The sequence below is a fragment of the Aequitasia blattaphilus genome (assembly GCF_024721305.1).
GTDB lineage: Bacteria > Bacillota > Clostridia > Lachnospirales > Lachnospiraceae > Aequitasia > Aequitasia blattaphila.
The window spans coordinates 177,298-200,620 of the sequence record NZ_JAMXOD010000002.1 but is presented as its reverse complement, the minus strand read 5'-3'; the positions used below and the strand labels follow the sequence as shown (position 1 = coordinate 200,620).

Here is a 23,323-nt window from a genome sequence, read left to right as displayed (position 1 = left end):
ATGAATATGAAAAGAAGAGTATTACTGATTCTTATGGCTTTGGTGCTGGTCTTTGGCATAAGTGCATGTAAGAAGAAGGAAGAACCAAAGGAAGAAACCAAAAAAGAAACGAAAAAGGAAGTGGTTGAAGAACCGGAAGAGGAAGAAGTAGTGGAGCCAGATGCGGCGAATACCAATACTCTTACAGGACTTCCCACGCTTACAGATGGAGCAATTGGAAAGCGTCCTGTGGCAGTTATGATTAACAATGCCCAAGCGGCAATGCCTCAATACGGAATTTCTCAAGCAGATATTATCTTTGAGATTCCGGTGGAGGGAGATAATACAAGATTAATGGCTCTGTACGGAGATTATACACAGGTGCCAAAGATTTGTCCGGTAAGAAGCTTACGTGCTTATTTTGCATCCTATTCGGAAGGATTTGACGCCTTTATGATTCATTGGGGTATGGATGATACCATGCAGGAATACTTTGATGCTCTTGGAATTGAAAGATTTGATGGAATCAGTGGCGCAGGCGGTATGTTTGGAAGAGACGAGGCAAAACAAGCAGCAGGATACGCCTTGGAGCATACGGGGTACGTTGAAGGCAGCATGCTTCCTCAGGTGTTAACCAGCGCTGGAAGAAGACTGGACTTGGCAGAGGATAAAAAGGACAATGCATTTGTCTTTAATAAGTTGGATGAGTTGATCCCAGCAGATGGAAATAGCTGTAATAAGGCGAGCATTAATTTTGGAGCTCAGTCTGCTACCTTGAACTATGATGAAGCCAGCAAGACTTATAAGAAAGATATGAATGGTTCGCCTCAGATGGACAGTGTGACGAATGAGCAGTTGGCGTTTACCAATGTATTAATCCTAGAGACCCAGATATCTGTCCGGGATGAGGTTGGACACAAAGAGGTTGTCTGGGATGGCGGTGGAACAGGAAACGCTACGGGATATTATATCTCAGGAGGAAAGATTCAAAAAATCTTCTGGTCCAAGGATGCCAATAATGAGAAATCAAGAATTCATCTTTTTGATGAAAATCATAATACTTTGAAAATCAATCGAGGGAAGACTTATATTGCGGTGAATTATGCAAATAGGGGGACTTTTGAATAAAAATCAAGTGATTTATAATTTTTTTTTTGGTAAATGAATGGATTATGTGATATAATCCATTTTGGTGTGAAATATGATTGATAAATGAGGGATACTATGAAACATATGCTCAAACAAGTAGAGAGAGTGTACAATACAGACTTGGCAAGAAGTTTTTTCCTTAATATTTTTGTGTTTCTAATTGTTCTCTTTTTTTGCGCACCTAAATACGAAGTGTCTGACGATTTTATTATGGAAAATATTTTATCAGGTGCATTTGGTAATTCTCCCAATCCTCATATCTTATTTGTTAATATAATAGTTGGATATGGCTTATTACCTTTATACAAGTTATTTCCTGGATTTAGCTGGTATTTTTTGTTTTTACTTGTGGTTGGTCTAGTATCGCTAATAGCAATTACGTACGCTATAATTCAAAAGGTAGATAATAGAATGCGGTGGGTTTTAGTTACGCTGATAATCAGCTTTTTGATAGATGATGTATATATATTACCACAGTTTACAAAAACATCAATGGTTGCAATTATGTCAGGCTCTCTTTTGTTTATAGATGCTGTTTTTTCTATAGATAAAAAAAGAGGACAAGAAATTGTGGGAGCATTTTTATGTGTTATCGGAGGACTCATTAGATTTTCAAGCATTTATGTTGCAGGTGTTTTCGTATTGTTTTTAGTTTGCTATGAGTGTTTTTGTTTGAGCAGAGAAGATGACAGTGCGTTGAAAAAAGCAGTCTTTAAAAGAGCAATTTTTCATGGACTTATTCTGTGCGGTATTATTTTTTGTCTAGAATATTTGAATATTTATTGTTATCAGATAGATGAAGAATACAAGTATTACTATGAGTATAGCCAGGCAAGGAGCAGAGTTGTAGATTATGAAGATCTTGGATATGAAGAATATGAAGAAGAGCTAAAGGAATTGGGTATATCATATGATGACTATATGTGTATGAAAACATGGAATTTTGCTGATCCTACCTATTTTTCTTTGGAAAAAATGCAAAAAGTTGGTGATATTATAGTTAAACATCAAAAAAGCAAGACGTTGAGTTTGATGCAAATATATGAATTGATGCAAGAACGAAAAATAGCGGCATATCCACTTTTTTTGTCATGTATTGTGTTAGGAATTTTTATGATTATTTTTTGTACAAGACAGAGATGGATGTTATTTTGTGTTTACCTGATAGGCGGATTTCTTTATCTTTTACTGTATTGGAGAAATCGAGTGATATATCGTGTTGAATTCTGTATATTTGTAGGCATACTCCTAAGTTTGGTTTATATATTTAGAATAGAAGAGGATAAAAGTAAAATAAGTAAGAAAATAGTTTGGATATTCATTGGTGTTTTACTTTTTAGAAAGCTCCCTTTATTGATTCCTGACAACACCTATATAAATGTACCAAGTGAGGAAAGAAGGTATTTTGTAGAGCGAGTCTTTTTCAAATCGTGGGAGTATGATGGTAGAAAGTATAGAAGGGTGATAAACAAAAATATACCTGAGGATTCATTGTATAATGAAATGTTAGACAATAAAAATAATTTCTATTTTTTGGATTTTAGTACAACGATTCAAACTCTATATTATGACAATTCGCCATTCCACTCTTTACCAAAAGGGTATTATAAGAACTTTTCGTATTTTGCGGGGATTACTATCAATCATCCAGATGTAAATGATTTGTTGATAAGCAATGATATTTACAATCCGATGAAGAGTTTGATAGATGAGAATGTTTTTTTGGTTGATGAAAATGTTGAATTAAAAGTTGAATTTATTAAAGAACATTATAATATTGACGTTGAAGCAGAACTTGTAAAATATGTTGAGGGGTATCCCATATGGAAGTTAAAAGAAATATAATAAAGAAGGAAGAAAAAAAGATGATCAAATTTAATGTTCCACCATACTTGGGTTCTGAAATGGAGTATATACAAGAAGCAATTTTAAATCATAAAATAAGTGGAGATGGGTTATTTACACAAAAATGTTCAAGAAAACTGGAGCAGTTAACGAAATCAAAAAAAGTGTTATTGACAACATCCTGCACACATGCAATTGAAATGGCAGCTATATTAGCAGGAGTTGGAGTTGGAGATGAAGTGATTATGCCGTCGTATACTTTTGTTTCTACAGCAAATGCATTTGTTTTACGTGGTGCAAAAGTAAAGTTTGTTGACATTAGACCTGATACTATGAATATAGATGAAAATTTAATTGAAGCCGCAATCACAGAGCGTACAAAGGCCATTGTACCGGTTCATTATGCAGGTGTGGGTTGTGAGATGAGCACAATATGTGCGCTGGCAAAAGATAAAAATATACATGTTATTGAAGACGCTGCTCAAGGAGTGAAATCAACATACAAAGGAAAAAGTTTAGGAAGTATGGGAGCGTTTGGATGTTTTAGCTTTCATGAAACAAAGAATTATAGTATGGGTGAAGGTGGTGCCTTACTTATTAATGATTCGTCTTTTAGAGAAAAAGCAGAGATTATTCGAGAGAAAGGTACAGATCGAAGCAAGTTCTTTAGAGGTGAGGTAGATAAATACTCGTGGGTTGATGTGGGATCATCGTATTTACCAAGTGAGTTAAATGCAGCGTACTTGTTGACGCAATTGGAAAATGCAGATTTAATAAATAGTCAGCGAAAGCAACTGTGGGAAATATACTATAAAGAATTAAAAAATCTATCTGATAGAAACTATATTGAGTTACCATATATTCCAAAAGAGTGTGAACATAATGCACATATGTTTTACATAAAAGTGAAAGATTTAGAAACGAGATCAAAGTTGATTAAGCATCTAAAAGATCGAGGTGTAAACAGTGTGTTCCATTATGTTCCGTTACATTCATCAGATGCAGGGATGAAATATTGTGATTTTGTGGGAGAGGATAATTACACAACTTCAGAAAGCGAAAGATTGTTGCGATTGCCGTTGTATTATGGACTCGACAATGATTCGGTATACAAAGTAGTAGAAGAAATAGAAGCATTTTTTAAATGATGCGAATCTATAGAAAGTGGTGAAGAAATGTTGATATCGGTTATTATTCCTTGTTATAATTCGGAAAAAACAATTGCAGAAGTAGTTAGTTTAGTTATTGAAGAAATAGGAAAAATGAAAGGGTATGAATCGGAGATTATTTTAGTTAATGACTTCTCCAGTGATAATACCTTTGATGTGATAAGGGATTTGTGCGATAAATATTCTTCTGTAAAAGGAATTGATTTGACACGAAACTTTGGGCAACATAATGTGTTGATGACAGCACTTCATTATACAAAAGGAGATATTATTGTTGGTATGGATGACGATTTGCAGACACATCCATCACAGATACCAATCTTAGTTCGTAAGCTAAATGAGGGATATGACTTAGTTTACGGGAAATATCCGAAGAAGAAGCAAAGTTTTTTCAGGAATTTAGGGAGTAAGTTTAATGATTTTACTGTTCGGAAGTTATTGAAAAAACCGAAAGGATTGGTGGCAAGTAGTTTTTGGGCAGCTAGGAAATTAGTCAGAGATGAAGTGATAAAATGTAAGAATTACAATGTACATTTACAGGGGTTGTTTTTAAGAACTACGAAAAGAATCTGTAATGTGGATATTGAACACAGAGAAAGAAAAGTAGGAAAATCAGGATATACACTAAGGAAGTTACTTAGACTATGGGCGAGTTGTATTAATTTTTCCATAGTACCATTAAGATTGTCCATGCTAGTAGGATTTATTTTTGCAAGCTTAGGTATAATTAGTTCATTGATTATTGTAATTAGAAAACTTGTTTTTAATAATATTTATTTGGGTTGGTCATCGATAATGGCAGCTTTATTTCTATTTTTTGGAGTTGTTTTAATGGTTCTTGGCCTAATAGGTGAATATATAGGACGTATTTTTTTATGTATAAATAATCAACCTCAATTTGTAATACGAGAGATGATAAATGTTGAGGAGGAATAGGATTATGAAGAAGATAATGATATTAGGAGCTGGAATTTATCAAGTTCAACTTATAAAGAAAGTGAATGAGTTGGGAATGCAATCAATTGTATGCAGTATTCCGGGAAATTATCCGGGCTTCAAGGATGCACATAAAAGTTATTATGTTGACACAAGAGATTCAGATCAAATAATAGAAATTGCCTCTAAAGAAAAAATAGATGGTATTTGCACATCTGGAACAGATGTGGCAGTTAGCACAATAGGAAAAGTATGCGACGCTTTATCATTATGTGGTATTACATATAGGGCAGCACAAAAAGCTACCGATAAAAAAATGATGAAAAAAGCATTTTTAGAAAATGGAGTTGAAACAGCGGAATTTCGGGTTGTATCCTCGGCTGCTGAAGCAGAAGATGCGTTTTTTGCATTAAACTCTAATGTTATTATGAAGGTGACGGATAAATCTGGGAGTAGAGGAATTGTTCAGATAAAAGAATACGATAAGGTTAAAGAAACATATGAAAGGTTAATACAAGAAACAGAAAAAGATTATTTGGTTGTAGAAGAATTTATAAAAGGACATGAAATAGGCATTGATGCAATTGTGCAAAATAAAAAAGTTATTATGATGGCACCTCATGATAAAATCACATATAATTATATGGGTACAGGAATACCAATAGGTCATGTTTTCCCGTATTTAAGCAATGATGTTCTGAATAGTCAAATACATGAGCAGGTTAAAAAAGTAATTAGTGCGTTGGAGTTAGATAATTGTGCTGTGAATATGGATGTTTTTATTACTGATGATGGACAGATTAAAATTATTGAAGCGGGTGCACGTGCAGGAGCTACGGGAATTCCGGAATTACTTTCATTATTCTATGATATTGATTTTTATAAATGTATTATTCAGATTGCTTTGGGTGAGAAACTTGAGTTGGAAATGAAACCTAAAGGGTTTTGTGCATCTAGACTACTGTTTTCAGAGTTTGGTGGAGTACTTAATAATGTAGAAATAATGAAGGGAATGGACAAGATTAAAATAGATTTGGATATTTCTAAAGGTGATAGAGTAGAGGCGTTTTCCAATGGTACCTGTCGATTTGGTCAGGCTTTGATATGTGAAAGCAGTCAAGAGAATGTGAATGATTTTGTGGAAAATTTCAATCAATATATAAGATGCGATATAGGAGATGGGAATGGATAAGTACAAACTTTTAATGGGAGGAGATGCATTTTTTAACGAAGATGTAGATTTAAGTGCTTTCAAGGCAGATTATTTTATGTTCAATATGGAATTTGCATACTCTGATGAAAGTTGTGTATTGGGAAAAGTTCCTCTTGTGAGTCTATATGATTGGAAAAAACTCATACCTGCCCAAAAGATTATTGTTTCACTGGCAAATAATCATTTAATGGATGCAGGAGATGAGGGATTTAATAGTACAATAAAATATTTAACTGAAAACAATATAGCCTTTTTTGGAGCAGGTACAATTGAGAATAGCTTTAATAACCCTCATATTGAAATGATTGATGGTCAAAAATATGCTTTTCTTGGGTATTGTACATTAGGGAAATATCAAAGTGACATTAATAGTGTTTCTTTTTTTGAAAAAGAGAGGGTTTTAAGCGACTTGAAAAAATGTTCTCTGATAGCCGTTGACAAAATTATTGTTAATATGCATTGGGGAGTTGAAGAGTCGCCAAAAGAAACCCAAGAGCAGAGAAATATTGGAAGATGGTTGATAGATCATGGAGTGGATATAGTGATTGGGCATCATCCACATTGTACACAACCATATGAAATATATAAGAAACGGTATATATTTTATAGTTTGGGGAATTTATATTTTTCGGATTTCTCTGTAAGAGCATTTAGAAAAACACAGGATGATATTGGAATTGCATATAGAAAGAAGCAATTATCTTGGAATAAGAAATCAATTGTTGTTGGTATGAATAATCATAAATTATCTAATGTGGATGTATACAAATGTGATTATACAAAAAAGAAACTGAGAACCAAAAAGATAAAAAGAAATATTGAATCACATTATAGGATTTCTAAATTCATTATGTACTATCGAAAAATGAAATCATTAATCGTGAGCAATACATTTGTAGAAGGAAAAGTAGTAGATGTACATTTTTTTGTGAATGAAATGAGAATGTTTTTAAAATCACGTAGAAAGGGGAAAGACATTGAAAAATAAGACACTTGGATTTATCTTATTACAAATTGCTATATTTTTATTCGCATTTAGCAATGTTTTTTTTAAGATCGCTTCTAATTTTATGGCTGAATATGGGTTGTTCTCCTTTGAATGCTTGTGCAGTATGGCAGGTGGAATTTTAGTGTTGGTGATTTATGCATTATTGTGGCAACAGATACTAAAGATTTATGAACTGAATGTGGCAAATGCGATTAAGACTCTTTATTTGATCTGGGGAGTTTTTTTTGCAATTGTTTTTTTTAAGGAAAAATATCAATGGAATAACTTTTTAGGGTTGTTATGTATAATTTTAGGTATAATAATTATTATTAGGAATAAGGATGTGAAAAAATGAATATATATTTTTTGATAATGTTTGGTGGTTCTTTTTTGGCTGCGATTTCTCAGGTGCTTTTAAAAAAAAGTGCAAATTCAAGTCACAAGAATATTGTAAATGAGTATTTGAATCCTAGAGTGATTGTAGGATATATACTGCTTATGACATCTTTATTGGTGAATGTTTATGCATATAGAGGTGTTCCATATAAATTTGCACCAGTGTTTGCTGCTGCAACTTATGTTTTTTCGCTCTTTTTTTCTTTGATTTTCCTTAAGGAAAAAATACAAGGTAAGATAGTTGGTAATATTATCATTATTTTAGGAATGATAATATATTTTATATAAAAATGTGAGTGGTGGGATAATGAAAACAAATAGTATGAAAACACAAAACATATCATATAAAAAAGTGGCACTTTTTTTAGGTGTAGTAGTCTTTAATCTAATTATAAGTATTATTTTTCTGAGGCTTAGAGAACCATATTATGCTACTGTTGACGATACACGTATGCGAGATATTGTGTCGGGAGCAATGACGGGGACGCCGGATCCACATGTGATTTTTTTGCAATATCCATTAGGTGTAATATTAAGTACTTTATATAAAGGACTACCTACTGTTCCTTGGTATTTAATCAGTATAATTGGAAATGTTATTATCTGTGTAAGTATAGTACTTTATAAGGCAATAAAAAAGTGTGGCAATATAAAAGAGTATACATATGTGATCTTTTTTTATTTGTTGGTATATTTATTATTTTTTAAACGCATGATTATTTTTCCTCAATTTACAACTACCTCAGGTGTTTTATCGTCTACAGCAATTATTCTATATGCAACAACAGACTGGACAAAAAAAGTAAAAGATAACCTTTTTTCTCTCTTAGCAATATACTATTGTATACTGTTCGGATTTATGTATAGGACATTAGTTTTTTATATGATGATTCCTCTTTTTGTTATTATCATTTTTATAAAAAACAAACCTAATATAAAAAACAAACGCACATGGTTTGTTAATTTGACGATTTTGGTTGTTGTAAGCGCTTCATTGATTTCGATAAGGTTGGTGGATAAGTCTAATTATCAGGAAGAGGAGTATAAGACATATCGAGAATTTAACATATTACGATCACAAATTAATGATTATTATAAGATGCCGGACTATTATGAGAATAAGGAGTTCTTTGATGAAATAAATTTAGATTATATACAATGGCAGACAATTAAGAACTATTCTTTAGCATTGGGAGATGATATCTCAATAGAGAAGATGAAAAAGGTGGTTGATTATCAAAAAGAAGATTTTGATAGAAATCTAAAGGGAGAACTCAAAAGAGCAGTTTTTGGCGTGATTAGCAGTTATCAAAAGTTTTCTACATTTAAATGGCAACCATTCTTTTTAGTTATAATTGCAATATTGTTTATAATACTTTTTGCATATAAGAGAAGGTGGACACAATTTTTGCATTTAGGAGCAGCAACATCGATGGTTATATTTGGGAGTTTATACTTTATTTTTATTATGAGATTTCCGCAAAGAATAGCAGAAACTTTATGGTGTCCTTTAGTTTTGTTTTCATTATTGTACATTTTAGATATAAAGGTAAATACAAAACGCAAATATGGAAGTAGTTATATAGTGCAAAGTTGTATCTACTTGGGAGTTATTGGATTGGCTTCTTTTTGTATTTATAGAAATGAAATGGCAGATCGTGAGCAATATGAATATATTGTTGAAGCCTCAAATGATTACACATACATGATAAAGTATTCAAGGGAAAATAAAGAAAATTTCTATTACTATTATGTGTACTCTTTTGCTGATGCAAGTGACAAATTATATGTTGAAAATGAAGATGAGTTATTGAGTTTCACTTCTCTTGGTGGGTGGCTTACAAGAAGTCCGTTGTTGCAAGAGAAGTATAAGAAATATGGTTTTAGCTCAACCAATAATGCACTATTTGAGCACGAAAATGTTTATATTGCTATCACTGCCTTTCAAGATATACAATTTCTAGAAGAATATTTATGGAATTATTATCCAGATAAAGAGTGGGTAGTTGATAAGACTATAAATGATGGAAGAATTTTGTTGCTTAGAGCAGAGAATAAAGGAAAATAGAAGGAGGCTGAAATGGACTTTCGATTTAAAGATTATTTATCCATGCCACTACAACTACTAAGAATTAATAGGTCAATGAAAGCAGCACCTTATCGTAACAAGGAGGATTTTGAAAAGGAATTGCTAGTACGGTTAAGAGAGATGTGTATCTATGCGTACGAACATGTTCCTTTTTATAAAGAGTGGTTTCATGATGCGGATTTTTCGCCCTATCAAATGCAGAGTTTTGAATATTTTGAAAGATTACCAGTATTGGATAAAGATGTTGTCAGAAATAATTATGATAGGTTAATTTCGGACGAGGCTGAAAAACTTGGAGCAGTTGAGTGTGAAACTTCGGGATCAACAGGAACACCTATGCAATTCTTGCTAGATAATAATGTAAATACGGCCAGTTTGGCTCTTTTTAATAGAACATGGAACATGTGTAAAGATTGGAATATTACAAAGCCACAGGCTACAATTTCTGGATATGCAGAGGGAGAATGGAAGTATAATAGATTTTCAAAAATCTTATATTTGTCTTCTTTTCATTTGAATGAAGAAACAGTATTAAATTTTTATAATTTAATACTTAAGTATAAAGTTAAATTTATACGTGGGTACCCATCTTCGTTGTATAGATTTGCACAGTTATTGAATGAAAGAAATCTGCACCTTCAATTTGATGTGATGTTCAGTGGTGCGGAAACACTATTACCATTTCAAAGGGAATTTATAGAAGAATTTTTCAAAGGAAAAGTGATAGATCATTATACACATTGGGAAAGAACTGCATCCATATGTGAGTGTATGGAAGGACGATTACATGCACAAAATGATTATGGATTTCATGAAATTTTAGATGCCAATAATAGGAGCGTTAAAGAAGGCGTGGGGCGCTTAGTTTGTACAGGGCTTTATAATAGAGCCATGCCTTTGATTAGATATGATACGCGTGACTTGGCAGAGTGGGAAACGGAAATTTCTTGTCCGTGTGGTTCAAATTTCCCGATTGTTAAAAAAATATGGGGAAGAATTGAAGATATTGTGGTCACGCCTGAAGGTGTTTTGGTAGGGCGGTTGGATGCAGCATTTAAATATAATAAAAATATAAAATTAGCTTATATATATCAGCCCAATATAGAAAATATCATTGTGAATATTTATCCATTCGATGATTTTAGTTTGAAAACAGAGAAGCCGTTATTAGAACAAGAACTAAGAAAGCGTGTAGGAAGTACAATTAAAATTCAATATAAAATAGTGAATAAAGAAGATATACCGTTCACTCCAGCAGGTAAAGTTAGATTTGTTGTTTCCGATGTGGATAAGAAGTATCAAAATACGGAGTTTGAATTGTAAAATTTAAAGAGAGGAGAACGTAGGATACTGCGTCAAACGATGGGATATTATTCAAGAGAAGAATTAGAAAAGATGAATTTTAAATATCTAGGTCACAATGTAATGATATCGAAGCTAGCCCAAATATATAGTCCTGAAAAAACAGAGTTGGGAGATGAGAGTAGAGTTGATGATTATTGTGTCTTAACTGGTAAAATCAAGTTGGGAAAATATGTACATATTGCTATGTATACACATATAGGAGGAACCGATGAAGGGGTTGAATTTGACGATCATAGTGAATGCGCATATCGATGTGCGATTATTACACATTCGTCAGATTATTCCCTTTCAACATTGCACTCGCCGTGTGTGCCAGGAGAAATGAAGAATGGAAGAAGTGGAGCTGTATACATAGGGAAGTATTCTTTAATTGGTTATGATAGCCTTGTTATGCCAAATGTGAAGATTGGTGAGGGGACATCAGTAGGGGCATTCTCATATGTTAATAGTGATTTGAGTAGTTGGAGCATTTATGATGGAAAACCAGCAAAAAAAGTAGGTAAAACAAATAAAAAGGCACTGATGAAAAATTTAGAAAGATTTCGGCAGTATAAAAATTCTTCAAATCAGGCACTTTGCTAAATATGTTGGTTCTTTAATGAATCAAGAGATTTTATTTTATAGAAAAGAATATACTTGAAAGGAATGACATTATGTTTTGTAGTAATTGTGGTAAAGGAATTGAAGATAACAGTAAACACTGCCCATTCTGTGGGTATCAGTTTGGTGAAAAGAGAGATGAAACAGTAAGAGTAAATCAGGGGGCTGTTCCGCCAGTCAATGTGCAGCCACGTCCGGTGAATCCAGTACCGCCAGTGCAGCCAAGACCAGCAAACCAGGTTCCGCCGGTACAACCAAGAAGAAATCCATCAGCTCCACCTCAAAAAGGTGGCAAAAATAAAAATATTTTATTAATTGTTCTCCTTAGTTTGTTGGTAGTAGCAGTATTGGTTACATCTGGTTTGTTAGTGTATGACAATATTAGTAGTAAAGTTGCAGATAAGAAGGAAGAAAAGAAAGAAGACAAGAAGGTCACAGAAGATAGTAAAATAAAAGAAGGTACGGTTGTTGATTCAGGATGGGTAAAATCCTATACTTTAGATTTGAAAGTTGGGTCAATGTACACGGTTTATCATTCAAAAGGAATCATACAAGCATACGGATATTCGAAAGGGATTTTATGTTTTCCAATGGTTTCGAATGATGGTGATGCTATTAAAATCAAGCTGAATGAGGAAAAACGAACAGCAACTTTGAGTAGGGAAGATGGAGAGGATTTACGACTTCAGATTATAGAATCAAATATTCAATAAAGGCATAAGATTAGTTCTGGAGGAATAGATGATGAGATGTAAGAAGTGTAACTATCAAAATGAGAGTGGAGTAAAATATTGTGTTGGCTGTGGGCGTGAGCTCACACCAACAAGAAATATAGGCATACTGGTAACTACCTGTGTGCTTTTTTGCGTTCTGGTAATTAATTGTTTTCTTCTGTTTGGACAACAAAAAGAGAGAAAGTATCAAACGAGATTGGATAGTGCCAATCGTTATTTAGAAGCCTTAGATTACGATAAAGCGAAGGCAGAATATCTAAAAGCAATTAAAATCAATCCGAAAGAGAAGGATGCATATATTCAGCTAGGTACTTTATATGAAGAAGAAGGTGATTATGAAGCAGCTGTTGATGTATATGAGGATGGGATAGATAAAATTCCAGATAAAGAAAGCGATAACTTACAAGTTGCAGCCGGGAATTCCTATAATCAGCTGGAAGAATATGATAAGGCAGAAGAAAAGTTAAACCAAGTGGTTGAAAAAGATGAAAATAATGAAGAGGCTAAAAAAGCTTTAGAAGAAGTAAAAACCAATAAAGAAAAAAAGCATGAAGAAAAAAAAGAAGAATCTACTGAGAAAACCGCAGATAAAGATAAGACCAAGGAAGAAAAAGTAAAAGCAGAAAAAACAGAAAAGAAAGTAGAACCCGTCTTTAATATTGCATGTGATGTAAAAGCAACAAAGGAAACAGAGCGAATCTTTTCATCGGGGGAGGAGATAGGCCTGGGTCCATTTGAGTGTTCTTATCTAGAAGATGGTGGAGTACAGCAAATAGAAAAAAGTGGTGCTATTGCGACTTATACATATGATTTTGATCATGATGATATAGATGAGATTTTGGCGATTAATATAGAGCCTTATGAAAATGAGGGTGAAGTGGAAGCTGCTCATTTTTATCAAGAGAGAAATATCCTAACAATGACAATGTATGAAAAGCATAAGGGTGCGTTGCGCCCTTTGCATAAATATGCGATGTTTGAAGACGTAATGGGCTATGGAGATTCAGAGGTTGGTAAGATTTTTCTTCAAGAGAAGGATGGAAACCTATATATATGTGGAGATGCAAAGGTTGACCTTTTTACGTTTGCATCAGGTTCTCATTTACAAATGTTTGCTGTTCAATATACAACGAATGGATTTGAAGAGTATATAAAGGCAGATTATATTGGGAGCGGGTTTGTTGACTTTGAGGAAGAAAATCTAGAAACCATTGAGAAGTTAGAAGCCTGGGGCTTAGAAAAAAGCGCTCAAAATATCAGTGAGAACTATTTATTGTCCTATGATTTTTCGGAAATAGAAGGTGATGCGTTACTTTATTTCAATGGTGTTTCTACCCGAGTTGATGAAGAAGGCAATATCAAGGATGCTTCAACATTTACAACGGATGGGACAGATAAAGTTATTATTAATATGGCAGTGTATGAAGAGGCGAATGAAATTCTCAGAAAAGATAGTGAGGATCAGGAAGAAGAACAACCCAGAGATAATAGGGAATATTTATTAAGTATTCTGCGGGAAAAGGGTGAATATATCCCGGAGTATGTAGAATTAGAGCCAGGTTCGCCCTCGACAGAGGGAGAAATTTACCGAGGTTTTGACGATATGGAGACTCATATAGTGACAAGTTTTTTGTATCGAGTTGAACCGGATGGGCGAATATACGATATGGTTTTCGAAAGATATGGAGTGCGCAGTGACTACGCGGAAGGACAAGAATAGATGGAAATGACACATAATTTAACAATTATTGATTCACAGGGAACTATTACGGAATACAATCTGGGAGAACATGGAAAGGAAAATCTAGTTGTTGGCAGAAACAGTAATGTTTGTGATATTGTTATTCCAGATGAGATGGTTTCAAAGTGTCAGGGAGATTTTTACATTAGCGGTGACAAGGTTTATTACCGGGACAATGATAGCAGCAATGGAACTTATTTGGAGAACTATTCAGAGAGAATTCTTTTGAATAAAGCATATGGATACGTGGAGCTGGTTAATAACACGATTTTAAAAATCGGGAACCTTAAAAATCCGGATTACATGGTTTTACTTATTTACAATGAATTACAAGGTGAAAACACATGGTACTATAGCGAATTAGACCAAGGCTCTGTGACAATTGGAAGAGGTAAGGGCAACAGTGTTCAGTTCTCAAATCCAGGAGTATCAAGAAATCATTGCATTATTGAAAAAAGAGGAGAACATTTCTATTTGTCTGATTTAGGGAGTGCAAATGGAACACTCCTGAATGGTTTTGTAATTAATGGTGTTACACCGTTGTATGACAAAGATGTGATTCAAATATTAGACCAACAGATTATCTATACTAGAAATGCTATTTTCTATCTGAATCGCCAAGAAGGTTTGGGAATTAAGGCATTACAACTTACGAAGGTGGTAAAGAACGGAAGAGGAAGTCAGCCGAAAGCGATTATCAATGATGTTAGTCTGGAAATTAAGCCGAATGAGTTTGTTGCAATCGTAGGTGGTTCCGGGGCAGGTAAGTCCTCAATTATGAATTTAATCAGTGGTTTCGACAAAGAATTTGAAGGTAAGGTTTATGTTAATGGTACTAATTTGATTAGTCGTTTTCAAGAGCTAAAGAGTTTGATTGGATTTGTGCCACAAGAAGAGATTTTATATGAAAACTTAACGCTATATAAGATGCTTTATTATGCGGCGAAGTTAAAGATGCCAGATGATACATCGACAGAGGAGATAGAGGAAAGGATTGATCTAGTCTTAGAGACGATTAATATGACGATCCATAAAGATACCTGTATTCGAAAGTTATCGGGCGGACAAAAGAAACGAGCCAGCATAGCGGTGGAATTGCTGGCGGATCCGAAACTTTTCTTTTTAGATGAGCCAACATCAGGTCTTGACCCGGGAACGGAAAAGAAGCTAATGGAGACGCTTTCTGCATTGTCTAAAAGTCAAAATAAAACCATTATTATGGTTACCCATACGACTCAAAACATTGACTTATGTGATCGAGTAATTTTCATGGGAAGTGGTGGACGATTATGTTTTAGCGGGACACCAATGGAAGCGAGAACGTTTTTCAAAACATCTGATTTTGTAGATATCTATAATATTCTTGAAGAAAATACAGATGGCTGGGCAGAGTATTTTGCACAGAGCCAGAACCAGGCAGATTTAACGGAAATTCGTGGCGGAGAAGAAAGCTCCGGAAAGTCTCAGGGAAAGACGAGAAAGAATTCTGGATTACGACAATATGGTATTTTGTTTACCCGCTCAATGGATTTACTTTTTCAGGATAAGGCCAGGCTTATGCTTTTAGTTTTACAACCAATTATTATTGCTATTCTTTTAAAGGTTGTTTCAGAAAAAGATGTGTTTTCTATATATGAACCTACGAAATCGATTCTATTTGCTCTTTGTTGCTCTGGAATATGGATTGGAATTTTCAATTCAATACAGGAAGTCTGTAAAGAAAGAGCAATGGTTCGAAGAGAGTATATGGGAAATTTACGCTTGCCTGCATATGTTGGTGCGAAATTTTCTCTGTTGGTAATTTTATGTTTGATACAAGCATTACTTTTAACATGTATTTTCCTGCTTTTAGTTGGAAAAAACAAAGAAGGAATATTTTTCGACAATCTTTTTGTAGAGATGTCTCTGACTATGTGGATTACAGTACTTACGGCATCCGCCATAGGACTCTTGGTATCTTCCATGGTAAGAAATGCAGATAAAGCAATGGTAATAGCACCTTTTATCTTAATCGTTCAATTGATTTTCTCAGGCATTCTGTTTAAGTTAAAAGGAGTTGGAGATATTATTTCAAAAATTACTATTAGCCGATGGGCTGTGGAAGATTTGGGAAGTATTGCAAATCTGAATAAAATGGATTTAAAAATGCAAAAGGACTTTCCAATGTTGACACATAAAGCAGAAAAGTTTTTTGAACATACTGCAAAGCATTTGGTGGTAAACTGGAGTGTGCTGATAGGTATGGCTTTAGTTTGTGTTGTATTGAGTATGATTGTCTTAAGGCGTGTTTCAAAGGATAGGCGATAATATGACGAATGAATATAATGACATAGAATCATCTTATGGTAAAAAAGAGAAGTGGCAAGTAATCGGGCGAGGTGGATCGGGTGTAGTCTATAAGGTTTACCATAGAAGATTACAAAAATATGTTGTGATTAAATCAGTGGAAAGAAGAGGATATTCCGACGAGAGACTCCGTAGAGAAGTAGATATTTTGAAAAACTTGAATCATGAATACTTGCCTCAAGTCATGGATTTCTTTTCAGAAGAAAATTACGTATACATCGTTATGAGTTATATAGAGGGAAAGTCTTTTGATGAGCTGATTTCAGAAGGACGAAGATATGGTAAACAACAAATTTTAGCATGGACGCTTCAGTTGTGTGAGGCAATTCGTTATTTACATAGCCAAAGGCCACCAATTATTCATGGAGATATTAAGCCGGCGAATATTATGTTGACACCTCAGGGAAAAATCTGTCTGATTGACTTTAATATTGCCTTTTATATGAACGATAGTAAAGTCTGGGGCTATACGAGAGGATATACCTCGCCAGAGCAATACAGTATGGTGGTTTCGGGAGCCTTACCAGACGAAGAGATTGATGAGCGTTCAGATTTATACAGCTTAGGAGCGTGCATGTATTATATTGCCACTGGGCAGAAAATTGCTACATTCAATGGCGGTATTAATTACGCTTTGCTGGCAAATTGGACAGATGAATCCTTTGCAACCCTTATTGACAAGGTAACCAAATGCGATTCCAATGAGCGTTTTCAAAATGCCTATGAAATGGAGCAGGCACTTTTGCAGCTCGGAAAAGATAATTATCTTTACCGACGTTTAATAAAAAGGCAGACACTTGAAACGATTGGTATAATAAGCCTTTTTTTTGCTTCTCTTTTCTTAGTTGTTCTTGGGATATGGGAATATCAGGAATTTAGAGGAAATAATTATAATACGTATATAGAAGCTCAAATGGAAGCCATTGAAGAGGAAGATTTTGAAGCAGAAGAGGAGTATTACAATAAGGCAAAGAATATTGATCAACATGAAGTTGAAGTTTATTATCAACATGCCTTTGGTCTATCAAAGAAGAAGGAATATCAGAAATGTATTGCTTATATAGACAATGAGATATTTGAGGATGAAAAGATCGAAATTGATGAGCAAAGGATGGATGACATATACTACTTGAAGGCAGATGCCCTTTATAATCTGGAAAAATATTCTGAGGCGGTCAGCGCCTACGAGAAAGTTATTGATTTCAATAAAAGTGAGCCAATATATTTTAGAGATTATGCAATCGCCTTGGCAAAAGATGGTGATACAAGTTATGCGAAAGTGATTCTTGATGAAGCCCAGGAACTGGGATTAGAGGCAGATAGCATTTCCTATGTAAAAGGTGAAATTCAACTGGAAATGTCTAATAAGAAAGCCGCTTTGGTGGAATTCAGAGAGTGTGAAAAGCTGACAGAAGATATGGATATGAAGATGCGTTCAATCCTTAAGCAGAGTCAAATATTAAACTCTCAAAAAGCAAAGGTTGAGGCGAGAGAAGTTTTACTAAGAGGAATTGAAGAAATCCCAGAAGAAAAGCAATTTTATTTACTCAATAGTCTGGTTGCAATAGATATTTCAATGGGAGATGAAAGTGAAGAATACTTAGATGATGGGATTGAGTGTATCAATAAAATAGTAGAGAAGAATTGGGAATCTTATAACACATATGATAGTTTGGCAGTAATTTATCTAAAAAAAGAAGAACTCACCCAAAGTGAGGATGTACTTAATAAGATGCTGGATGAGTATGGTGAGGATTATAATATCTACAAACGATTTGCATTTGTAGAAATGCAAAAGCAAGAAACAATTTCAGAGAACAGTAGAAGCTATTACGAGTTTAGAGAATATTTTAATCAATCGATGGAATTGTATTCAGATGAAGGGTTACCAACAGATGCAGAGATGGATTTATTGAGGCAGACGTATGCTCAATTGGAAAATAAGGGGTGGTTTGATGATTAGTTTTTTGAAAATAATAATGCCGATTGCACTTGGATGCACGGGATGCATTACAAGTATCATACTATTTTTGAAAAGAAAGAGTCGATTTAAACGCCAACAAAAAGTTCTTTTAGAAAATATTAGAGAAGAGTAAGGAGAGAGAAAATGGGAGATTTAGATGAAACAGTATTTGTAAATTATGAAAATAATCAAGAGGTGCAAAAACAGGAAGTACCAGATGAATTGTATGTGGATTTAGGAAAGCAGTACTATGACCGTTTTAAAACGAATCCATTACCAGAGCTAAAACCTATTGTTGAACAATTGAAAACTGAATTGGGAGATAATAAGTGTCAGGCATGTGGGAATAAATATGAGATAGGGGATAAATTTTGCAAGGGTTGTGGAAATCCTCTGGAAGGGGGAAGTTTCCATCAGACCAAAGAAGCTATGTGGATTAATCAAAAAAGCACACAGGTAATTTCAGGAGCAAAAAATATGTTCCAGGAAATTATTCCCATATTGAAGAATCCTGTCACAAAGACAACGAAAATTGCAGAGACGAAATCAGTGGCAATTGGAATGGAATTTGTGATTGCTAAGATGGTTCTGGCTATACTGGTAACTCTAATTGTAGTGCTTAAGGTGGATGATTTTGCAGGATGGTTTGTAGAGCTGCCTTATCTGAAAATCTTTTTTGCAGTAATTGTTTTCAGCCTTGGTGTAGATGCTTTCTGGGCATGGTTTTGTAATATGGTTTCCAGAGCCTTTAATGTACACACAACGTATTCAGAAATGATCACCTGGGTAGGAACAAAAGCATTATATGACAGCATAGGGATGATTTTTGTGGCATTAGGAGTATTGATTAGTGTTAAAGCTGCACTCTTTATTATGGCATGTATGATGATAGTAGTGCCTTTTGTTGAGTTTGCATGTTTTCGCTCAATTGTAAAATGCACAGAAGATAAGAAGCTTTATATTTTTATGGTAGCCAAGATAATATTTTTCATTATTATTTTAATCATTTTTGCACTTATTTCAGCAGGTGCAAAAGAATATATGATGAGTCAGTTTAATGTTTGGGATTTGTTGAATTCATATTACTAGAGAAAAGGAAGGTAAATAGAGATGGATGTGAATACATTATATAAAGAATTGGGGAAGGCATTTTATCAAAGTGAGAAGAGTAGGAGTATACCAGATTTAATGCCAGCAGTGAATAAGATTGCCGCCTTTAATACAAAGTTTTGTACTTCCTGTGGAGAAAAAATTGATGCAGATGCTAAATTCTGTATGAAGTGTGGCAATAAAGTAGAAGTATAATTATTTTAAAGTGGAAGAGAGAAGGAGAAATGAAAACAAATCAAGAACAAAGAAAATGGATTGCTTTAGTACTAATAGGTGTGGCGGCGTTAATGTTTTTCATGAATTGGGTAACCGTGCATCGAAGCTATCGTGAAGAGCTGGAAGAAGCCTATGAATCTGCTGCTTATGAAATTGAAGAAGCGATGGAGTATATGGATATGGCAGAAGCTTTTGGGATTAAAATAAGTATGCCTAAACTAGAGACATTCATGAAAAAAGTAGAGAAGGTAATTCAAAAAGGCGGGTTGTCAGTTCGTGATGGGTCTTATGTTTTGAAAACAACGGACAGTATGCTGGGAATCGGGGAGAAAGCCCTTGCCCTTATGGATGAAGAACTTGGATCCGAAGAGCAAAAAATAATTGATGATATTAAGACTTATAATACGTTCTATCAGGGCTTGTGTATCATAACGGTACTCATATATATTGTATCGATTATATTACTGTTTTTGAAGAAAAAGTGGTTTGGAATTCCACTTATTGTGATTCAAGGAGTGTGGTTGATTACGATTATGACGTTGATAAGCAAACTGAATAAGATGTTTAGAGATGCAGAGTTTTTAGCTGATCAACATACAAAACTATTATCTATGACATTTTGGCCATTTTTAGCCCTGGCATTTGTCGTTGCAGCAGCTTTTGTAGGAAGAAGTCAAAAGAGTGTAACATTTTCGAGTACGTCAATCCCCAGAAGGTTTTGTGCAAAATGTGGAAACTCATTAAATGACTCGGCGAAATTCTGCAACGCATGTGGAAGTTCAGTAGCAATTATGAATTGCAAACAATGTGGTTCGGAACTAAAGCCTGGGTATAAATTTTGTAAGGAATGTGGTTTTCCGGTAGAATAGGAAAATAACGGAGGGAGCAGGGTATGATTTGTAAAAATTGTGGACATGATAATATTGTAGAAGCGAAGTTTTGTGAGGAATGTGGTACTGCTTTAGAGGCGCAAAAACAATATGAGCAACCTGTAAAAAAGCAGTCTAATACTCACATTGTTCTGATATCGGTCATTATAGTAGTGTGTTTGATAGCAGGAGTGGCGGGATTCTTTTTTGTTCGGATAAACAATGCAAAAAAAGAAGAGGCGGCAAAAGTAGAACGACAATTAAAGGAACAATTGGAAGAGGAAAAAAAGAAAGCAGAAGCTGCGAAGGATGCCTTAACCAATAAAGAGATAGAGGAAGCGAAAAAAGAAGCTGAAAAAGCGAAAGAAGAAGCGGATGCAGCGAAAAAAGAAGCAAAGGCAGCGAAGGAAGCCAGTGAGAAAAAAGCGGAAAATAAATCCTCAACAAATAGCAATGCATCATCAGGTTATATGATTTCTTATAGCCATCAACGAATTTTAACTTCTTCGGATATAAAGGGTATGAGTTTGAGAGAAATCAATTATGCCAAGAACGAAATTTATGCGAGAAAAGGGAGAATTTTCCAATCACCTGAGCTGAGTAACTATTTCAACTCAAAGTCATGGTACAGAGGGACGATACAGCCAGAAAATTTTAGCAATGATCTTTTGTCAGACACTGAGAAGAAAAATGCTGAGTTTTTAAGCGACGTGGAATTTTCTATGTCATCCTCAGGTTATCAGCTTGATGCAAATTAGGTATAGTTATGGAGAAGAAAATTAAGTTTGTTATTTTAATCTGCACTTTTTTCATTTTCATCACTGCATGCAGTGAGAATACAAAGGAAGAGGATAGTGTTTCGAAACTCATTATTCCAGAGAAAAAACAACAGATAGAAGAGCAAGTGGAAGAGCCCAAGGTAGAGGAAGAGGATACGGAACAAGATACAGAGCCAGTGAAAAAGGGGATTCTTATTGCGATTGATCCTGGGCATCAAGGGGCACATGTAGATATGAGTGCATTGGAACCGAATGCTCCTGGCTCCTCAGAGATGAAAGCAAAAGCAACTGGAGGAACGATGGGGAGGTTTACAGGGATACCGGAATATCAGCTAAATCTGGATATTTCACTCATGCTGCGAGATGCACTGATCCAGCAAGGCTATGATGTTTTGCTTACCCGTGAGGATAATGATACAGCCATCAGCAATATGGAACGTGCAACTCTTGCAAATGAAAGAGGTGCAGATATCAGTGTTCGTATCCATGCAAATGGAAGTGAAAATGCGGAAGCTATGGGAGCTCTTGTGTTGACCCCATCCGCAGGGAATCCATACATTCCTTCTCTTTATGAACCTAGCCGACGTCTGGGAGAATTGGTACTAAATAGTTACTGTGAAGCAACCGGATTTAGCAATAAAGGGATACAGGAAAATGATACAATGACGGGAATTAATTGGAGCAACATCCCAGTCATTATATTAGAAATGGGCTTTATGACAAATCAACAGGATGATCAGAGTATGGCGGATGAGAGTATGCGTCAGAAAATGGTCTCTGGCATTGTAAAAGGAATTAATCAATATTATGGATATGAGTAAAAAGAAAAAACTTGCTGCACTGTTTCTTCTTTCCTTAATGCTATTTTCAATGGGATGCAGTAAGGAAGAAGAGATAGTCGAGGAAGAAGTGCAGATCGAAAAAGAAGCAGAAAAGCTTGTTATAGAAGAGGAAAAGCAGCAAGAGGTGCAGCCACAACCGGCAGTTGAAGAGCCAACTCCTTTGACAAATCTCCAGGGAGAAATAGAGGGGATGCTCCAACCTGGTATTCAAAGTCAGGAAACTTGGGCTGTATACTTGAAAGATTTGATGACAGATGAAATGGTTGAAATCAGCAATACAAAAATGCAGTCAGCAAGTTTAATCAAGTTATTTATAGCAGGAACAGTTTATGAAAATTGGGAAATTCTTAAAGCCGGAGAAAGCTTTGACGGAGAAACGGAAGAGCTCCTCCGAAATATGCTGACAATTAGTGACAATGATGCAACCAATACACTTATACAACGAATCGGAGAAGGCAATAATGTCGTGGGTTTTGAACGCATAAACGCTTATTTATTAAAATATGGATATGAAAACACTCATATTGGGAGAGTGATGTTGGATTTAAATGCTTCGGATGATAATTATACTTCAGTAAAAGACTGTGGGCTATTTTTGGAGAAAATCTATAAGAATGAGATTCCAGGTTCGGAGTTTATATTGGATTGCTTGAAAAATCAGGAGAGAAGAAATAAGATTCCAAGTGGATTACCTGAAGGCAGTGTATCAGCAAATAAAACGGGAGAACTGGATCGGGTAGAGAATGATGTGGCTATTATATGGAAAGGTGAGAAGGCATATGTCATATGTGTAATGTCGTCCAATCTGCAGGATAGTACGACAGCACAAAAACGAATAGCGGATATTTCATCGATGGTGTATGGTGCATGGGAATAAGCATAACTATTTCACCATACCCAAGTCGGTATTATGAAAAAATTACAATCTAATAGTACAATAATTTGTATTATAAACAACGAAATAATCAGCCGCATAGGATTGACAGAAAATATA

General features: G+C 34.7%; 21 protein-coding genes. All 21 read left to right on the top strand.

The features are described 5' to 3' along the window. Nucleotides 1-6: 6 nt before the first annotated feature. The 21 genes from NHH15_RS02385 (at nucleotide 7) to NHH15_RS02285 (ending at nucleotide 23,206) form a co-directional block, all read left to right on the top strand. Nucleotides 7-1,107, top strand: a complete 1,101-nt coding sequence (locus tag NHH15_RS02385) for a DUF3048 domain-containing protein (protein WP_262065039.1) — start codon at nucleotides 7-9, stop codon at nucleotides 1,105-1,107. A 96-nt stretch (nucleotides 1,108-1,203) separates the two neighbouring features. Continuing rightward, the gene (locus tag NHH15_RS02380) at nucleotides 1,204-2,973 is read left to right on the top strand and encodes a hypothetical protein (RefSeq protein WP_262065038.1); all 1,770 of its coding nucleotides are present in this window, start codon (nucleotides 1,204-1,206) and stop codon (nucleotides 2,971-2,973) included. Nucleotides 2,974-2,993: 20 nt separating this feature from the next. Further along, a complete protein-coding gene (gene rffA, locus NHH15_RS02375) occupies nucleotides 2,994-4,121 on the top strand; it encodes a dTDP-4-amino-4,6-dideoxygalactose transaminase (protein WP_262065098.1) in 1,128 nt (375 codons plus the stop codon). A 27-nt stretch (nucleotides 4,122-4,148) separates the two neighbouring features. Further along, nucleotides 4,149-5,078, top strand: a complete 930-nt coding sequence (locus NHH15_RS02370; RefSeq protein WP_262065037.1) for a glycosyltransferase family 2 protein — start codon at nucleotides 4,149-4,151, stop codon at nucleotides 5,076-5,078. Nucleotides 5,079-5,082: 4 nt separating this feature from the next. Then, nucleotides 5,083-6,270 (top strand): ATP-grasp domain-containing protein, encoded by a 1,188-nt coding sequence (locus tag NHH15_RS02365; protein ID WP_262065036.1) that lies wholly within the window; start codon nucleotides 5,083-5,085, stop codon nucleotides 6,268-6,270. Then, entirely contained in the window at nucleotides 6,263-7,279 is a 1,017-nt protein-coding gene (locus NHH15_RS02360; RefSeq protein ID WP_262065035.1) for a CapA family protein, read from the top strand. Before NHH15_RS02365 ends, NHH15_RS02360 begins: the two co-directional genes overlap by 8 nt. Beyond that, nucleotides 7,269-7,634, top strand: coding sequence for an EamA family transporter (locus NHH15_RS02355; RefSeq protein ID WP_262065034.1), 366 nt, complete (start codon nucleotides 7,269-7,271; stop codon nucleotides 7,632-7,634). Before NHH15_RS02360 ends, NHH15_RS02355 begins: the two co-directional genes overlap by 11 nt. Further along, the gene (locus NHH15_RS02350) at nucleotides 7,631-7,963 is read left to right on the top strand and encodes a multidrug ABC transporter (protein WP_262065033.1); all 333 of its coding nucleotides are present in this window, start codon (nucleotides 7,631-7,633) and stop codon (nucleotides 7,961-7,963) included. Before NHH15_RS02355 ends, NHH15_RS02350 begins: the two co-directional genes overlap by 4 nt. Before the next feature lie 19 nt (nucleotides 7,964-7,982). Continuing rightward, complete coding sequence (locus NHH15_RS02345) at nucleotides 7,983-9,743, top strand: hypothetical protein (RefSeq protein ID WP_262065032.1); 1,761 nt, start codon at nucleotides 7,983-7,985, stop codon at nucleotides 9,741-9,743. A gap of 12 nt (nucleotides 9,744-9,755) precedes the next feature. Then, nucleotides 9,756-11,087 (top strand): phenylacetate--CoA ligase family protein, encoded by a 1,332-nt coding sequence (locus NHH15_RS02340; protein ID WP_262065031.1) that lies wholly within the window; start codon nucleotides 9,756-9,758, stop codon nucleotides 11,085-11,087. Between the two features lie 39 nt (nucleotides 11,088-11,126). Then, a complete protein-coding gene (locus NHH15_RS02335; RefSeq protein ID WP_262065030.1) occupies nucleotides 11,127-11,711 on the top strand; it encodes an acyltransferase in 585 nt (194 codons plus the stop codon). Between the two features lie 71 nt (nucleotides 11,712-11,782). Continuing rightward, nucleotides 11,783-12,442, top strand: a complete 660-nt coding sequence (locus NHH15_RS02330) for a zinc ribbon domain-containing protein (protein ID WP_262065029.1) — start codon at nucleotides 11,783-11,785, stop codon at nucleotides 12,440-12,442. Nucleotides 12,443-12,470: 28 nt separating this feature from the next. After that, the gene (locus NHH15_RS02325; protein WP_262065028.1) at nucleotides 12,471-14,183 is read left to right on the top strand and encodes a tetratricopeptide repeat protein; all 1,713 of its coding nucleotides are present in this window, start codon (nucleotides 12,471-12,473) and stop codon (nucleotides 14,181-14,183) included. Further along, nucleotides 14,184-16,511, top strand: coding sequence for an FHA domain-containing protein (locus tag NHH15_RS02320; protein WP_262065027.1), 2,328 nt, complete (start codon nucleotides 14,184-14,186; stop codon nucleotides 16,509-16,511). A gap of 1 nt (nucleotide 16,512) precedes the next feature. Then, nucleotides 16,513-18,513 (top strand): serine/threonine-protein kinase, encoded by a 2,001-nt coding sequence (locus tag NHH15_RS02315; protein ID WP_262065026.1) that lies wholly within the window; start codon nucleotides 16,513-16,515, stop codon nucleotides 18,511-18,513. 144 nt (nucleotides 18,514-18,657) lie between these two features. After that, complete coding sequence (locus NHH15_RS02310) at nucleotides 18,658-19,602, top strand: zinc ribbon domain-containing protein (RefSeq protein ID WP_262065025.1); 945 nt, start codon at nucleotides 18,658-18,660, stop codon at nucleotides 19,600-19,602. A gap of 21 nt (nucleotides 19,603-19,623) precedes the next feature. Further along, the gene (locus NHH15_RS02305) at nucleotides 19,624-19,818 is read left to right on the top strand and encodes a zinc ribbon domain-containing protein (protein WP_262065024.1); all 195 of its coding nucleotides are present in this window, start codon (nucleotides 19,624-19,626) and stop codon (nucleotides 19,816-19,818) included. 29 nt (nucleotides 19,819-19,847) lie between these two features. Further along, nucleotides 19,848-20,708 (top strand): zinc ribbon domain-containing protein, encoded by an 861-nt coding sequence (locus tag NHH15_RS02300; protein ID WP_262065023.1) that lies wholly within the window; start codon nucleotides 19,848-19,850, stop codon nucleotides 20,706-20,708. A gap of 23 nt (nucleotides 20,709-20,731) precedes the next feature. Then, nucleotides 20,732-21,466 (top strand): YARHG domain-containing protein, encoded by a 735-nt coding sequence (locus NHH15_RS02295; RefSeq protein WP_262065022.1) that lies wholly within the window; start codon nucleotides 20,732-20,734, stop codon nucleotides 21,464-21,466. An 8-nt stretch (nucleotides 21,467-21,474) separates the two neighbouring features. After that, a complete protein-coding gene (locus NHH15_RS02290) occupies nucleotides 21,475-22,308 on the top strand; it encodes an N-acetylmuramoyl-L-alanine amidase family protein (RefSeq protein ID WP_262065021.1) in 834 nt (277 codons plus the stop codon). Further along, nucleotides 22,295-23,206, top strand: coding sequence for a serine hydrolase (locus NHH15_RS02285; protein WP_262065020.1), 912 nt, complete (start codon nucleotides 22,295-22,297; stop codon nucleotides 23,204-23,206). Before NHH15_RS02290 ends, NHH15_RS02285 begins: the two co-directional genes overlap by 14 nt. Nucleotides 23,207-23,323 lie beyond the last annotated feature (117 nt).

Excerpts from the sequence above, each read along its gene's own strand:
- NHH15_RS02385 (WP_262065039.1), top strand. The coding sequence starts at position 7 with ATGAAAAGAAGAGTATTACTGATTCTTATGGCTTTGGTGCTGGTCTTT.
- NHH15_RS02380 (WP_262065038.1), top strand. The coding sequence starts at position 1,204 with ATGAAACATATGCTCAAACAAGTAGAGAGAGTGTACAATACAGACTTG.
- rffA (WP_262065098.1), top strand. The coding sequence starts at position 2,994 with ATGATCAAATTTAATGTTCCACCATACTTGGGTTCTGAAATGGAGTAT.
- NHH15_RS02370 (WP_262065037.1), top strand. The coding sequence starts at position 4,149 with ATGTTGATATCGGTTATTATTCCTTGTTATAATTCGGAAAAAACAATT.
- NHH15_RS02365 (WP_262065036.1), top strand. The coding sequence starts at position 5,083 with ATGAAGAAGATAATGATATTAGGAGCTGGAATTTATCAAGTTCAACTT.
- NHH15_RS02360 (WP_262065035.1), top strand. The coding sequence starts at position 6,263 with ATGGATAAGTACAAACTTTTAATGGGAGGAGATGCATTTTTTAACGAA.
- NHH15_RS02350 (WP_262065033.1), top strand. The coding sequence starts at position 7,631 with ATGAATATATATTTTTTGATAATGTTTGGTGGTTCTTTTTTGGCTGCG.
- NHH15_RS02345 (WP_262065032.1), top strand. The coding sequence starts at position 7,983 with ATGAAAACAAATAGTATGAAAACACAAAACATATCATATAAAAAAGTG.
- NHH15_RS02340 (WP_262065031.1), top strand. The coding sequence starts at position 9,756 with ATGGACTTTCGATTTAAAGATTATTTATCCATGCCACTACAACTACTA.
- NHH15_RS02335 (WP_262065030.1), top strand. The coding sequence starts at position 11,127 with ATGGGATATTATTCAAGAGAAGAATTAGAAAAGATGAATTTTAAATAT.
- NHH15_RS02330 (WP_262065029.1), top strand. The coding sequence starts at position 11,783 with ATGTTTTGTAGTAATTGTGGTAAAGGAATTGAAGATAACAGTAAACAC.
- NHH15_RS02325 (WP_262065028.1), top strand. The coding sequence starts at position 12,471 with ATGATGAGATGTAAGAAGTGTAACTATCAAAATGAGAGTGGAGTAAAA.
- NHH15_RS02320 (WP_262065027.1), top strand. The coding sequence starts at position 14,184 with ATGGAAATGACACATAATTTAACAATTATTGATTCACAGGGAACTATT.
- NHH15_RS02315 (WP_262065026.1), top strand. The coding sequence starts at position 16,513 with ATGACGAATGAATATAATGACATAGAATCATCTTATGGTAAAAAAGAG.
- NHH15_RS02310 (WP_262065025.1), top strand. The coding sequence starts at position 18,658 with ATGGGAGATTTAGATGAAACAGTATTTGTAAATTATGAAAATAATCAA.
- NHH15_RS02305 (WP_262065024.1), top strand. The coding sequence starts at position 19,624 with ATGGATGTGAATACATTATATAAAGAATTGGGGAAGGCATTTTATCAA.
- NHH15_RS02300 (WP_262065023.1), top strand. The coding sequence starts at position 19,848 with ATGAAAACAAATCAAGAACAAAGAAAATGGATTGCTTTAGTACTAATA.
- NHH15_RS02295 (WP_262065022.1), top strand. The coding sequence starts at position 20,732 with ATGATTTGTAAAAATTGTGGACATGATAATATTGTAGAAGCGAAGTTT.
- NHH15_RS02290 (WP_262065021.1), top strand. The coding sequence starts at position 21,475 with ATGGAGAAGAAAATTAAGTTTGTTATTTTAATCTGCACTTTTTTCATT.
- NHH15_RS02285 (WP_262065020.1), top strand. The coding sequence starts at position 22,295 with ATGGATATGAGTAAAAAGAAAAAACTTGCTGCACTGTTTCTTCTTTCC.